The organism is Streptomyces sp. NPDC041784, from assembly GCF_055591025.1.
This window is the reverse complement of sequence record NZ_JBVJAB010000007.1, coordinates 270,099-283,965: the sequence shown is the minus strand read 5'-3', so window position 1 is coordinate 283,965 and position 13,867 is coordinate 270,099. Positions and strand designations below refer to the sequence as shown.

Below are 13,867 nucleotides of genomic sequence, written 5' to 3'. Positions count from 1 at the left end.
TGACCCGGGGGCCGGCCGCCCTCCTCCGCGCCCTTGCCGACCGGCGGGCGCGCGCTCCCCCGTTCTCCTGGCACTTCCCCAACCTCCACCGGGAGTCATCTCTCATGTTCGGCAAACGAACACCTCGCCGGCGTGCCCGGCTCGTCGTCCCCGGGCTGGCGCTCGGGCTCGCCCTGAGTGTGACCGGCGGCATGCTGTCCGTCGCCCAGGCGGCCGAGCGGCCGAAGCCTCTCGAGGCCCTCTGGCAACGGGACGTCAACAAGACCGAGCCGGTCACCACGCCCGGCGCCAAGGCGGCGCGCGAACGCGTCGCCGCGTACCGCGAGAAGAACGCCGGCCAGGCCGGCCGGGCCCGCGCCGAGCAGCGGGCCGACTGGCCCGAGGCGGCCGGCCGCAGCCTGAGCATCACGCCGGCGGCGAACGCCCCGGTCACCGTGGGCGAGTTGCCCCTCACCCTCACCGCTGCGAAATCCCCTCCGAACTCGGCGAAGCCGGCCGCGTCGGGCACCGCCGCCGTGCGGGTGCTCGGGCACGACGCGGCAACACGCCTGGGTATCAAGGGCGTTGTGCTCTCCGTGCGCGCCGGACAGGCCGGGACGGCGGACATCGCCCTGGACTACGGCCGGTTCGCCTCCGCGTACGGCGGCGGCTGGGCGGGACGGCTCGGCCTGGTGAGCCTGCCGCAGTGCGCCCTGACCACCCCGAAGAAGGCCGAGTGCCGCCGGACGACCCCCGTGGCGTCCCACAACGACATCGACGGGCAGTCGGTGACCGGCACGGTCGCCCTGCCGGCCTCGGCACCGGCGGTGCTGGCCCTGGCGGCGACGGCCTCCGGCGACTCCGCGTCCGGCGCGGGCAGCTACCGCGCGAGCCAGCTGTCCCCCTCGGCGACCTGGGAGGCCGGCGCGTCCTCCGGCGCGTTCACCTGGTCGTACCCGATGAGCGTGCCCCCGGCACAGGGCCCCACTCCCCCGCTCTCCCTCGCCTACAACTCGGGTGTCGTCGACGGGAAGACGGCGTCGACCAACAACCAGTCCACGCAGGCCGGTGAGGGCTTCGACCTGACGGTGAACTCCTACGTCGAGCGCTCCTACGGGTCGTGCGACGACGACGGGCAGACCGACAAGAGCGACCTGTGCTGGAAGTACGACAACGCCAGCCTGGTGCTGAACGGCAAGTCGACCGAGCTGGTCAAGGACGACACCACCGGCGCGTGGCGGCTGGAGAACGACGACGCCTCCACGGTCACCCTGTCGACCGGCGCGGACAACGGCGACAACAACGGCGAGCACTGGACCGTCACCACGGGCGACGGCACCCGCTACGTGTTCGGCCTGAACAAGCTGACGGGCGCCGGCACCGAGCGCACCAACTCGGTGTGGACCGTCCCGGTCTTCGGCGACGACTCGGGCGAACCGGGCTACGACCAGGGCAGTGCCTTCGCCGACCGCGCGGTCACCCAGGCCTGGCGGTGGAACCTCGACTACGTCGAGGACCCGCACGACAACGCCATGTCGTACTGGTACACGAAGGAGTCCAACTACTACGCCAAGAACGGCGCGAGCACCGGAACCGCCTCCTACGTCCGCGGCGGCCAGCTCACGAAGGTCCTCTACGGGCAGCGGGCCGACGCCCTGTTCTCCGGGGTCACCTCCGCCAAGATCGAGTTCACGTACGCCGAGCGCTGCACCGCCGCGGACTGCTCGGAGCTGAAGGACTCCACCTCGCAGAACTGGCCCGACGTCCCCTTCGACGCGATCTGCGCCTCCGGCGCCGACTGCGACGCGCCGAGCCCCAACTTCTTCTCCCGCAAACGGCTCACCGGCGTCAGCACCTTCGTGTGGTCGGCGGACACCAGCGCCTTCACGCCCGTCGACTCCTGGGCGCTGACCCAGCAGTACCTGGACGGCGGGGACATCGGCGACACCTCGGACCAGACGCTGACGCTCAAGAGCGTCACGCGCACCGGCAAGGCCGGTACCGACCTCGCGCTGCCCCCGATCACCTTCACCTACGACATGCGGCCCAACCGGGTGGACGCGACCGACGACATCCTGCCGCTTTCCCGGCCCCGCATCCGCACGGTCACCTCGGAGACGGGCGCGATCACCGACGTCACGTTCTCCGGTCCGGAGTGCGTGCGCGGCAGCAACATGCCCGCCGCCCAGGACGACAACGCCAAGTCCTGCTACCCGCAGTACTGGCACATCAACGGCGCCGAGGAGACGTCGGTCGACTGGTTCCACAAGTACCGCGTGCTCGCCGTCGTCACCAGCGACCCCGCCGGCCACAACGACAACGTGGTCGACAGCTACACGTACGCCGACCCGGCCTGGCACTACAACGACTCGCCGCTGACCCCGGCCGACGAGCGGACCTGGTCGATCTGGCGCGGCTACGGCACCGTCACCTCCACCAAGGGCACCGGCGCCGGCCTGTCCAAGGTGACCTCGGTCTACCAGCAGGGCATGGACGGCGACCGGCTGCTCGGCGGCGACGGCAAGCTCGACCCGGACACCCGCCGCTCGGCGAGCGTCTCCGGGGTCGCCGTGTCCGGCCTGAGCGTCCCCGCCCAGAAGGACAGCGACCAGTTCGCCGGCTTCCTGCGCCAGCAGATCACCTACAACGGCACCACACCCGTCACGGTGACCGTCAACGACCCGTGGTCGCAGCGCACCGCCACCCAGCACAAGTCGTACGCCGACACCGAGGCGTACTTCGTCCGCACGGCCAAGGCCACCACCTCCACCTATCTGACCGCGTCCGGCACCTGGCGGGCCCGCAGCACCTCCACCACCTTCGACGATCACGGCATGGCGTCCAAGGTCGACGACGCGGGTGACACCGCCAAGTCGGGCGACGAGAGCTGCACCCGCACCTGGTACGCCCGCAACGCGAGCGTGGGCATCACCTCGCTGGTCTCCCGGACCCGAGTCGTGGCCCGCACCTGCTCGGTGGCGGAGACCAGCCTGTCCCTGCCGGCGAACACGGGCACCTCGGGCGACGTCCTGTCCGACACCGCCACCGTCTACGACAGCGCCACCGCCACGGTGTGGAGCGCGACGCAGACCCCCACCAAGGGCGAGGCGACCTGGAAGGGCCGCCCCGCGGGCTACCCCGCCGCCGCGACCGGCGGCGAGCGCAACCCCACGACCTGGCAGACCGCCGGCCGCAGCACCTACGACGTACTGGGCCGCCCCCTGACCACCACCGACGCGGACGGCAACCCCACCACCGTCGTCTACACCCCGACGACCACCGGCCCGCTGACCCGCACGCAGACCACCAACTCCAAGACGCAGAAGTCCTACGCCTTCTTCGAACCGGCGCGCGGCCAGACCATCAAGGCCTACGACGCCAACAACAACCTCACCGAGACCGAGTACGACGCCCTCGGCCGCACCACGGCCGTATGGCTGCCCAACCGCAGCCACTCCGGCGGGCAGAAGTCCACGTACGTCTTCCGCTACTCCGTCACCGCCGGCGCCCCTTCGTGGACGTCGATGGGCACGCTGAAGGCGGACGGGGACACCTACCTCACCAGCTACACCGTCTACGACTCGATGCTGCGGGTCGTGCAGACCCAGACCCCGGGCGCGACCAGCGGCCGCATCCTCACCGACACCCGCTACGACAGCCGGGGCCTGGCCTACGAGAACTACGAGGACATCTTCGACGCGGCCGCGCCCTCGGGGACGTACACCCAGGCCGAGTACGGCGAGACGCCCAGCCTGACGAAGACCGGCTACGACGCGGCCGGCCGGCCCGTCAGCACCGCCTTCCTGGTCGGCGGTGTGCAGAAGTGGCAGACCACGACCTCCTACACCGGTGACTCCAGCGCCACCACCGGCATCCCCGGCGGCTCCGCCAGCCGCACCCTCACCGACGCCCTGGGCCGCACGGTGGAGCAGCGCCAGTACGCCGGTACCTCGCCCACCGACGCCGAGTTCGGCGGCACCGCCGGCGCGGCCCACACCGGCACCCGGTACGCGTACCGTCCCGACGGCAAGAAGAAGACCATCACCGGGCCGGACGGCGCCGTCTGGACGTACGGCTACGACCTGTACGGACGCCAGATCTCGCTGGCCGACCCCGACAAGGGCACCTCGACCACCGGCTACACGGCGCTCGACCAGGTGTCCTGGGCCAAGGACTCCACCGGCCGGGCCGTGATCTCCGCCTACGACGCGCTGGGCCGGGTCACCGACACCTGGAAGTCCGCCGCCGGTGCGGACCTCACCACCGCCTCGGTGCTCGCCGCCCAGAAGACCGACGCCAACAAGCTGACCCACTTCGCCTACGACACGGTCACCGGCGGCAAGGGCAAACCGGCGTCCTCCACCCGCTACACGGGTGGCGCGGCCGGACCCGCGTACATCCAGAGCGTGACGGCGTACGACAGCCTCTACCACGCCACCGGCACCCGGCTGACCCTCCCGGCCGACGACGCCATGGTCACCTCGAAGGCCCTGGCCTCGAACGTGCTCGACTTCTCCAGCTACTACAACGTCGACGGCACCCTGCAGTGGACGAAGGAGCCCGCCGCCGGCGGTCTCGCGGCGGAGACGATCGAGTACGGCTACAGCGACCGGGGGCTCGCCACCACCCTCACCGCCGGGGGCCAGGGCGTGGTGCTCGGCACCACGTACACCGACCTCTCCCAGGTCTCCACGCGCCGCCTCGGCGTCTCGGAGGCCACCGGCGTCGCGAAGGTCGACGTCGTCCACGACTACGAGGACGGCACCGGACGGCTGCTGCGCACCGAGGTGCGCGGCCAGACCCACGCCTACGACGCGCTCAACCTGTCCTACGCCTACGACACCGCCGGCAACGTCACCAAGATCTCCGACGCCACCACCCTCGGCGGCGCCGGCGCGGCCGACCACCAGTGCTTCGGATACGACGGCTACCAGCGCCTGACCGACGTCTGGACGCCGGCCGGCGGCGACTGCGCCGCCACGCGCACCACCGCGGGACTCGGCGGCGCAGCCCCGTACTGGACGAGCTACACCTACGGCGACTCCGGCCAGCGCACGACCGAGACCGAGCACGGCACCGGAGGGACCACGACCACGACGTACTGCTACCGGGCGGGAACCACCCAGCCGCACACCGTGATGGCCACCACCACGACACCCACCTGCGACGGCGTCGACGCCCAGTACGGCTACGACACCGCCGGCAACACCACCAAGCGTCCCGACGACAAGAACTCCCAGAGTCTGCTCTGGAACGACGAGGGCGACCTCGCCCGGGTCACCGAGCCGACGGCCGCGGGCGGTTCGACCGCCACCACGGACTATGTCTACGACGCCGCCGGCGAACTCCTCGTCCGCCGCGCCCCCCAGGGCGAGAGCGTGCTCTACCTCGGCGGCAGCGAAGTCCACCTCGACACCGGTGGCGGCACGTCCCGTTCCTGGGCGCAGCGCTACTACAAGCAGGGGGACAGCACGGTCGCGCTGCGCAGCAACGAGAGCGGCACCGCCAAGCTGACCTGGCTCGCCGGCGACAACCACGGCACGTCCACGGTCGCCCTCGACGCGAGCACGCAGGCCGTCACCCGGCGCTACACCACTCCCTTCGGTGAGTCGCGCGGCAAGGAGGCCGACTGGCCCGACGACAAGGCGTTCCTGGGCAAGTCGAAGGACACCTCCACCGGACTGACGCATGTCGGGGCCCGGGAGTACGACGCGGGTATCGGCCAGTTCATCAGCGTCGACCCCGTTCTCCAGGACGGGGCGGCACAGACCCTGAACGGCTACAGCTACGCGACGCAGAACCCGGCGACCGTCGCGGACCCGACCGGCCTCGGCATCCCCGAGTGCCACAACGGCGTCGTCACCGGCTGCAGCAACGGCGTTCCCGACGAGGACTCCGTGTACCATCCGGAGCGAGAGCCCGGGGCCGGTTCCTCCACCTCCACCGGCAACGGCAACGGCAACGGCGGCGGGAACGGATCCGGGGACAGCCGGAGGGACGAGCTGGGCCGGCGTGCGGCGGCCGTCTACCGGCTGGGCATGACGCTCGCCCCCGAGGTCTTCCTCAACCCGAACGCCACCCAATTGGTGTCCATGTGGTTCATGGGTGCGACGCCGGCGGCCTATCAGTTCGACGAGCGGGACAAGATGACGCAGGACGTCAAGCGGCACATCTGGATGGACGTCGTGCGCAGGTTCCTGTCCCACCGCACGGGCACGAAGATCGGGGAGACCATCAAGGGCCTCGACTACAAGACCGCGCACGGTGCGGCCATGAACGATCTGCCGCTCAAGGGCATGATGGCCGGCGAGGTCTCCGACGCCATCATGCAACTCCTCGGGGACAACGACCCGGCCACCGCGGAGGGGGCCACCCGGGCGGCGCTGGGCTCCTTCAACCTCAAGGCGACGGTGACCGGTTACAACAAGCTGACCCGGCGCGGAACGGTGGAGTTCCAGATCACCCAGTCGATGACGGTCGAGTCCCTGACGCGCGGGGTGTCGAAGGAAGGGTACGAAGGCAATGCGAAGGACCCGAACGCGTCGGCCATGTCCAATGCCGCCCGAGCGATCTTCCCCGGTGGCCAGAAGGACCTGAAGATGACCTTCCGCTGGTCGGAGAACCTGTTGATGCCGGAGCCCGGCCGGTGAGGCGACGGTTGACCGCCCTGGCGGCGGTGTGTACGGCGACGCTCGCCCTGTCGTCCTGCGTGGACAGCCGGACGGATCCTCCGCCGCCGCCCGTGAAGGTCGGCGCGAAGGATCTGTACGGCACCTGGCGGGGCTGGGAGGGGAGTTCCCTGACCCTGGAGCCCGGATCCAGGGCGGTCACGGTGAAGTTGGACGGCCAGGAGTTCGCCTTCGACGACGCCTGGCGGATGACGGGCTCGGGCACCTGGCGACTGCTGGGGCCCGGCGCCTACCGCGGCGGGAACACGGTGGGCGACGGCTCGGTGATCCACGTCGAGGCGAGCCCTCAGGCCGGTCGGGGAACGGAAGGGGAGCCGGCTGCCACCAGCAGCCCGTCGGGCCTCGTCGACCCGGCGGACGTGGCCTCCCGCACCGAACCGCCGCCGGAGAACGCCGTCTGGGACATCGGCGTCAGCAAGGGCGAGAAGGGTGAACTGCGGCTCTTCTTCCTGACGTCGGACCCCGATGTCCGGGACACGTACTACCTGACGAAGGACACCGCGACAGCGACCGCGGCAGCGACCGCGACCGCGCCCGCGTCACCGTAGCGGTACGGGTCCGGGGGCCGGGGGTGCCGCTCAGTCGCGCCCCCCGGCCCGCCGTCGGGTCAAGGAAAGCAGCGGTCAGTCGCGGGTCTTGTCGAGCGGCTCCAGGATGTCGACGGCGGTGCCCGACTCACCGAGGCGCGGGAAGATGCGCTCGACACTGCCCCGGTGGGCCTCGGCGTCGCCGTCGGCCAGGGCGTCGGAGGCCAGGGTGACGTCACGATCTGGGTGACGCGCGCCGAGAGGCGTCGTGCGCCAAGCCGACGGCCGGAAGCATCGGCATCAGGGCTGCGACAGCCGTTCCAGCAGGTTCAGGGCGTCGATTGACACACGGGCGGGCGACGGCGGCGGGCGGTCCGCTCAGAGCTCTCGCCGACGCCGGAACGCCACCGCCGCCGCGACCCCGCCGATGACGCCGAACAGATGCCCCTGCCAGCTGACCCCGGTCGTCGTGGGCAGAACGCCCCAGAGGATCGACCCGTAGACGGCACCGACGAGGAGGCCGAGGAGCACGTCACCGATGCGGCGGTCGACGAAGCCCCGGGTCACCAGATAGCCGAACAGGCCGAAGACGACCCCGGACGCGCCCGCGGTCAAGGAGTGCGCCGGAGCCGTGAGCCAGACACCGAGACCGCTCACCAGGATGATCACGGAGACGACGGCGAGGAAGCGACGGATGCCGGACAGCGCGGCCAGGAAGCCCATGACCAGCAGTGGCAGGCTGTTCGCCGCGACGTGATCGAACCCGAAGTGCAGGAACGCGGCGGGCACGACGTCGCGCAGCTCGCCGGCCTCGCGTGGGGTGATGCCGAAGGAGTCCAGGGCATGCCCACTGATCGCGTCGATGCCCTCCAGCAGCCACAGCAGGGCGACCCAGCCCGCGACCAGCGCGGCCGCTTCCCGGACCCGCGCCCGCCGCGCTTCCGGAACGGGGCGCGTCACGCCGTACGGTCCGTTCCGGGACCCGGCACCGAAGTGCGATCCATACGCCACAGCGACCCCCTTCGATACCCTTGCCTACTGCGACAACGCACGGATGACGCGTCCCGGTTCCAGCCCTGCGCGACGCCCCTCCCAGAGGGGCGGCGAGTGCGGGGGCCTGGTCAGCGGACGACGTCGAAGACGTTCTTCTGCAGACCGTTGGCGTAGGCCTCGTGCTCGACGAGCTTCAGCTTCTGGGCGTCCTTGTCCGTGGCGCTGAAGAGCCGCTTGCCCGCGCCGAGCAGGAGCGGGAAGACGAGCAGGTGGTATCGGTCGATCAGGCCGGCGTCCGAAAGACCCTGGTTCAGGGTGGCGCTGCCGTGGACGATGATCGGGCCGCCCTCGGTCTCCTTCAACGCGGCGACGTCGTCGAGCGAGCGCAGGATCGTGGTCGTGCCCCAGTTCGACACCAGGTCGTCCTCGGTGAGGGTGGTGGAGACGACGTACTTCGGCATCGCCTTGTAGCCGGCGAAGTCCTCCATGTCCGGCCACACCGGACTGAACGCCTCGTAGCTGGTCCGGCCCAGCAGCATCGCGGTGGCTTCCTGCTGCTCACGGCCCTTGATGTCGAAGGCCTCGGGGAGGAACTCGATGTCCTTGAAGGTCCACCCGGAGTTCCGGTAACCGGGCTCGCCGCCCGGGGCCTCCACGACGCCGTCGAGGGAGACGAAGGCGGTGCTGATCAGGGTACGCATCTTGGTTTCCTCGGTATCTCGTGTCTGGATCTCAGCAGTTCGGCCGACGCGCGATCGGACCGTACACGCGGGTCCGACGCACCAGCCATGATCTCTGACTGTGGATCACGAAGAAACTCATCGGCCGTCGCCCGCCGATCCGGCCTCTGAGGGAGGGACTGGTCGGCTCGCATGGAGAGGTGCCGGGTATCCGCGGCTGACGCCCGCAGCTCCATGACGCTGAGAGTGCGGCCGGGGATGACCGATGGCTGTCTGAGATGATCGCGTGGTGAGTGCTGGGAGATTGCCGGCCGCGGAGGCCATTGAGTCACACGTCCGGGCGTTCTTCACGGGACATTCCGTGGAGGTCGTCGACTACGACCTCGGGCCAGAACGGCGCGAGGTGGTGCCCGACCTGCAGATTCTCGTTGTGGGGCCCGGCCCCCGCAGCGACAGCTGGGCCTATGTGACCGCCGGGTGCTGGGCGGCGACGGAGAAGGCCGGTCATGGCCTTGAGTTCGTCATGATCGCCCACGTCCGCGACCAGCGGTTCATCCGGCTCATGGCGATGATCGCTTACTACCACTGCGGAGGGCATCAGCTGGATGTGGAGCACAGCATGCCGATCGGTGGACCGTGGGTGCCGGGGTCGACCTGCGATCACCTGCTGGTCAGCCTGCCCTATCTCCACGGACCCGACCTTGAACACTGCCCGCTTCCTCGGGGACACGCCCGCATCCTGTGGACGTTGCCCGTGACGACCGCCGAGATCGAGTTCCGCAGGCGTCACGGCCACGAGGCGTTGGAGCAGCTTTTCGACGAGGCAGAGATCATTCCCACCGATCCCTTCCGGGCCTCGGTCGCATGAGTTCTTGGTAGCCGAGTGCGGACCCCGGCACGAGACCGTCCCCACCCTTCCACGATCACTCTCCGTCTGCCGCATCTGACGCTCTCTCAGTCGGCGTGAAGGATCCGAAAGCGATCGGGTTCCGCCGGATCTCGGTCAACGACTTGGATGGGCGTACAGGCCCATTGCCACACGCTGATGCCTGGCGTGCGGGAGAACTGGATCTTCCCGCGGGTGCCTTCGACTGCAACGTGCGGCCAGGATTCGGCGATGCGCGCCCGGTCCGCGCCGTGAGAGCGCAGCACATCGGCGAGGACGGCGACCGTGTCGTAGCCCTCGAAGGCGACGAAGGAGGGCGCTTCGGCCAGCCGCTCGCGAAGGGCCGTCTCGACTCGTGCACCGAGTGGACCGAGTCGCTCGGGCAGGTAGCGCAAGAACGGGATCGCGGCGCTGTCGTCGCCGAGCGACGTCGCCCATTCGGCGAACTCCGGCTGCCCGGCCGGAGCACCGATCATGATCTCGGCGAGGCGCTGGTCGTGGCGGACGGACTTGACGATCGACACCGCCGGCTCCGGGTGGCCGACCAGGAGGAGGAGGGCTGTCGCGCGATGGTCGACGAGTTCGTCGCACACCGCCGCAGGGGTGAGCGCGCTCATGTCGAGCTCGATGACGGTGCCGCCGCGTGAAGCGAGGTAGTCCCGCAGGATGCGGGTCCCAGTCGCCCAGTAGACACTCGGCTGGGCTGCTACGGCGATGCGGCTGTGGCCCGCGTCGAGGACGAAGTCCGCGTAGACCTGCCAGCCGCGGGACTGCGGCGGGGAGAGGCGCGCGACCCATTCCGTCGGCTGTTCGGTGAGCGCGTCGAGAACCGCCGACGAGCAGAGGAACGGCAGGCCGAGGGCGTCGGCCCTGGCGGCAGCGGCGCGAGCGACGACGCTGTGATACTCCCCCGCCAAGGCAGCCACACCCAGGCGAGCCAATTCATCCACGGCCGCCGCGGCCCTCTGTGGATCAGCCGCGGTGTCTCGGACCACCAGCTCCAGTGGCCTTCCGCCGATGCCGCCGGCGTCATTGACTTCGCGAACGGCCAGCTCGAGTCCGGCGAGCAGGTGCTGGCCCGCCTCGACCCAGCCAGGCCGAGTCAGCGGAACAAGAACACCGATCCGGACGAATGATCCGTCGGTCCGCTCCGCTCCAGGTGGCGATGGTGGCGTATTCATGCGCCGGCGTCTCCCGTGTGACGATTCGGCCGCGCTTTGCCCGGATCGCACAGCGGCAAGGCCCGGTAGCTCCGGAAGTACGCGTTCATCTCATCTCGCCGTGGCGGGCGCACCCGGGTGATCATGCCGGACATTGCATCCACCATGAGCGCCGACAGGCAACCGATTATTCGGCCGAGCCGCTCAGCCCCACCCCGCCGCGTGCAGGCGCTCGCAAGTGCGTAATACTCTCCCGATGAAGTCGAGCATTACGCCCAGGAGCGGGCCGACCACGATCCGGAGGGCCGTCGCGCGGGACGCCAAACGGCTCACGCGGCTCGTGCGTGGCTCACGCGCCTACGAAGGGCGGTACGCGGCCATGGTCGCGGACTACCGGGTCGGTCCCCACTACATCGAGACCCACCGCGTCTTCGTGGCCGTCGCCGCCGGCGAGCACGAGAGCCATGTCCTCGGGTTCTACTCGCTCGTCCTGGTCCCACCGGAGCTTGACCTGCTGTTCGTCGCGGACGGAGCACAGGGACGTGGCATCGGGCGGCTGCTCGTCTCGCACATGACGTCCGAGGCCCGCGCCGCCGGGCTCGACCGCGTCCGGGTGGTGTCGCATCCTCCCGCCGAGGGCTTCTACCGCGGTGTGGGTGCGGTGCGCACCGGGACCGCGCGGGCGAACCCACCGGCTGTGGCGTGGGACCGTCCCGAGTTCGAGTTCCTCATTCCGCCTGACGCGGCGGTGGTGCCGAGTCGTCCGGGCCTGGACCCCACCGTGTAGGCCGGAAGCTTGGTGGGCACCCTTCTGCGCTCTCTACCAGATCAGGCACCAATAGTCGCTATGCGTACCGACGCCGATGCGGCTGACTTGCGGCACCAGCCGCGGGTCAGGGTCACCGCGAGACGACATCGAGCACGCCGGATCACCCACCGTCCCTGCGGCGGCCATGCGCTGAGCAGCGGCCTGAGCCGCAGAGGACGTGAACCAGATCGTCGTCGTCCCAGGGCTGGTGCCGGCCGTCGGTGGCCGTGTCGGGGCCGGGGTCGAAGGCGGTGCGGACGGGGGCGGCGTCGGTCGTGGCGGTGCTGTCACAGTGAGCGACGGCTGTGGTGACCGTGTAGGTGTCGATGTCGGGGTCGGTGTCGGGGTCGGTGTCGGTGTCGGTGTCGCGGACCATACCGGCGGCGGTGTCGTCTGCGGCGAGACCGGCGGCGGTGTCGTCTGCGGCGAGACCGGCTTCGGTATCGTCTGCGGCGCGACCGGCCTCGGTGTCGTCCGCGGCGCGGCTGAAGACGGCGGGGTGGAGGGGCTGTGTCCGCCTGTCGCGGGCTCGCTGGGACGCGTGGGATGCCCGGGCGTCACCGTGGGTCGGGCGGTCCGTGTATCCGTGGGGGAAGGGCGCGCCGTACTGGACGTTTCCGGGTCAGGCGTCGGGGATGGCAGTGGGTCGAACGTGGGAAAGGACAGGTCACTCGAGGCCGACGGCGCCGGTCGAGGGGTGTCGCCGTCCGACGCCGTCAGCGCCCAGACTCCCAGGCCGCCCATCACAAGGACAGCGGCTCCACCCGCGATCCACGACGACCTGCGCGATGGGCGTCGGTGACGGCTCATGCCTCCCACTGTCTGCCTGCCCGCCGGTGATCTCAAGCGGTGGGGCGGATCAGAGAGCGACCGTCGCGCGACCACCCCACCGATCTTGGCGGCGGCCGGGCCGCGGCACCGGTTCCCCCGTGTCCGGGCAGAGCCGCCCGGCGACAGGTGGGAATGCGTACCGTCTCCACCCAGTTCGGAGGCTGGGGTGCGGTGGGGCCGATCAGCGCCGCGATGACGCGGCAGGGCGGGTTCTCGTCGGGCCAGGGGGTGTATCCGTCGGTGAGGACGACGATGATGCTCGGGCGGTCGCGCGTCGCGAGCGCCGCCTCGATGCCGACGCGCATGTCCGTGCCGCCACCGCCGCCCAGCGTGATCTGTTCGGTGGCCACCACCCGGGACACGGCGTGCACATCGGCGTCGCACGCGAGCACGGTCACGCGATTGCCCCGTACGCCGACCCCGCGCAGGACGCCCGTCACCTCCCCGAGGGCGGCGGCCAGTTCGGCCTCGCCCATCGAACCGGAGGTGTCGATGACGACGGCCACCCGCGGCAGCGGGCGGCGCAGGCTCGGCAGGACGACGCCGCGCAGCGCCGGCGTGCGGCGCGAGGGGCGGCGGTAGGTGTAGTCGACGGCTCCGGCGGCCCATGCGGCGGCTTCCCGGACCGCGCCGGTCAGCGCCCGCCGCCAGTCCACGGTGGGTTCCAGGACCTCCTCGGCCCAGCGTTGCCAGCCCGCGGGCAGGTTGCCGCGGGTGCGTTGATGGGCGCGCATCGCCTGGGCGGTCTGCCGTCGCAGCGCCTGCGCCTCGACCTCGCCGAGCCGTGCGGGGCCGGCGGACTCGGGGAGTTCCCAGGGCGCGGGCCGTCCGTGGGCGCCCGACCCGCAGTCCGGCGCCCGTACCTCCGGCGGGAGCTGGTCGAGGTACGTCTCGAACAACTGGCCCTCGGGGAGGCCGAAGAGGCGGGGTTCCATGCGCCCGTCGGGCAGGCGCAGGCCGTCGGCGAGCAGATCGTCGTTGATCTCGCAGTCCTGCGCGACGTTGACGCGGTGGTGGTCGCGCTGGGCGGCGGCGGGGAGCCGGTCCGCCCGGCCGTGGTGGTCGCGCAGCAGGTGCGCCGCCTCGTGCACCCAGACGCCCGCGAGCTCGGCCACCGGCGTCGCGTCGACGAAGGCGGGGGACACATAGCAGCGCCAGTGCCGGTCCACCCCCATCGTCAGCACCTCGGTGCTCGGTACGACGGTCAGGGCGTACAACGCCGACGCCAGATAGGGCCGGTCGCTCGCCGCCCGGTATCGGGCGGCGAGCAGTTTGGTCATGTCCAGGGCCCGGCGGGAGTCGTCCGTCGTCCCC

At 70.8% G+C, this 13,867-nt stretch carries 9 protein-coding genes and 1 pseudogene; 4 read left to right on the top strand and 6 right to left on the bottom strand.

Going from position 1 to position 13,867, the window contains the following annotated elements; genetic code table 11:
• The first annotated feature begins 104 nt into the window (after positions 1-104).
• On the top strand, positions 105-6,629 hold the full coding sequence (locus tag ACZ6D7_RS17790; protein ID WP_469491295.1) for an RHS repeat domain-containing protein: 6,525 nt from the start codon (positions 105-107) through the stop codon (positions 6,627-6,629).
• Positions 6,626-7,216 carry a hypothetical protein gene (locus ACZ6D7_RS17785; RefSeq protein WP_469491294.1) on the top strand — a complete coding sequence of 197 codons (591 nt, stop codon included), beginning with the start codon at positions 6,626-6,628 and terminating at the stop codon, positions 7,214-7,216. Before ACZ6D7_RS17790 ends, ACZ6D7_RS17785 begins: the two co-directional genes overlap by 4 nt.
• A 75-nt stretch (positions 7,217-7,291) precedes the next feature.
• Here ACZ6D7_RS17785 and ACZ6D7_RS17780 read toward each other — a convergent pair.
• From ACZ6D7_RS17780 to ACZ6D7_RS17770, 3 genes and pseudogenes are all read right to left on the bottom strand, one after another.
• A pseudogene (locus ACZ6D7_RS17780) lies at positions 7,292-7,432 on the bottom strand (hydrolase); the annotation flags it as partial.
• Positions 7,433-7,573: 141 nt separating this feature from the next.
• Complete coding sequence (locus ACZ6D7_RS17775) at positions 7,574-8,155, bottom strand: rhomboid family intramembrane serine protease (protein WP_469491292.1); 582 nt, start codon at positions 8,153-8,155, stop codon at positions 7,574-7,576.
• Positions 8,156-8,316: 161 nt separating this feature from the next.
• The gene (locus ACZ6D7_RS17770) at positions 8,317-8,889 is read right to left on the bottom strand and encodes a dihydrofolate reductase family protein (RefSeq protein WP_469491290.1); all 573 of its coding nucleotides are present in this window, start codon (positions 8,887-8,889) and stop codon (positions 8,317-8,319) included.
• A 340-nt stretch (positions 8,890-9,229) separates the two neighbouring features.
• Between ACZ6D7_RS17770 and ACZ6D7_RS17765 the strand changes: the two genes are divergently transcribed.
• Positions 9,230-9,736 (top strand): suppressor of fused domain protein, encoded by a 507-nt coding sequence (locus ACZ6D7_RS17765; RefSeq protein ID WP_469491289.1) that lies wholly within the window; start codon positions 9,230-9,232, stop codon positions 9,734-9,736.
• 86 nt (positions 9,737-9,822) lie between these two features.
• On the opposite strand, the gene ACZ6D7_RS17760 is transcribed toward ACZ6D7_RS17765, so the two are convergent.
• Positions 9,823-10,935, bottom strand: coding sequence for an ABC transporter substrate-binding protein (locus ACZ6D7_RS17760; RefSeq protein WP_469491287.1), 1,113 nt, complete (start codon positions 10,933-10,935; stop codon positions 9,823-9,825).
• A gap of 235 nt (positions 10,936-11,170) precedes the next feature.
• On the opposite strand from ACZ6D7_RS17760, the gene ACZ6D7_RS17755 reads away from it, so the two are divergent.
• Positions 11,171-11,701 (top strand): GNAT family N-acetyltransferase, encoded by a 531-nt coding sequence (locus tag ACZ6D7_RS17755; protein WP_469491285.1) that lies wholly within the window; start codon positions 11,171-11,173, stop codon positions 11,699-11,701.
• A 142-nt stretch (positions 11,702-11,843) separates the two neighbouring features.
• Here the strand turns inward: ACZ6D7_RS17755 and ACZ6D7_RS17750 are convergent, their stop codons facing one another.
• Entirely contained in the window at positions 11,844-12,098 is a 255-nt protein-coding gene (locus ACZ6D7_RS17750; protein WP_469491282.1) for a hypothetical protein, read from the bottom strand.
• A 466-nt stretch (positions 12,099-12,564) separates the two neighbouring features.
• On the bottom strand, positions 12,565-13,833 hold the full coding sequence (locus tag ACZ6D7_RS17745; RefSeq protein ID WP_469491555.1) for a vWA domain-containing protein: 1,269 nt from the start codon (positions 13,831-13,833) through the stop codon (positions 12,565-12,567).
• Positions 13,834-13,867 lie beyond the last annotated feature (34 nt).

What these genes read in the sequence shown, in the direction of transcription:
- ACZ6D7_RS17790 (WP_469491295.1), top strand. Translation starts at nt 105, where the DNA reads ATGTTCGGCAAACGAACACCTCGCCGGCGTGCCCGGCTCGTCGTCCCC.
- ACZ6D7_RS17745 (WP_469491555.1), bottom strand. Translation starts at nt 13,833, where the DNA reads ATGACCAAACTGCTCGCCGCCCGATACCGGGCGGCGAGCGACCGGCCC.
- ACZ6D7_RS17755 (WP_469491285.1), top strand. Translation starts at nt 11,171, where the DNA reads ATGAAGTCGAGCATTACGCCCAGGAGCGGGCCGACCACGATCCGGAGG.
- ACZ6D7_RS17750 (WP_469491282.1), bottom strand. Translation starts at nt 12,098, where the DNA reads ATGGTCCGCGACACCGACACCGACACCGACCCCGACACCGACCCCGAC.
- ACZ6D7_RS17760 (WP_469491287.1), bottom strand. Translation starts at nt 10,935, where the DNA reads ATGAATACGCCACCATCGCCACCTGGAGCGGAGCGGACCGACGGATCA.
- ACZ6D7_RS17770 (WP_469491290.1), bottom strand. Translation starts at nt 8,889, where the DNA reads ATGCGTACCCTGATCAGCACCGCCTTCGTCTCCCTCGACGGCGTCGTG.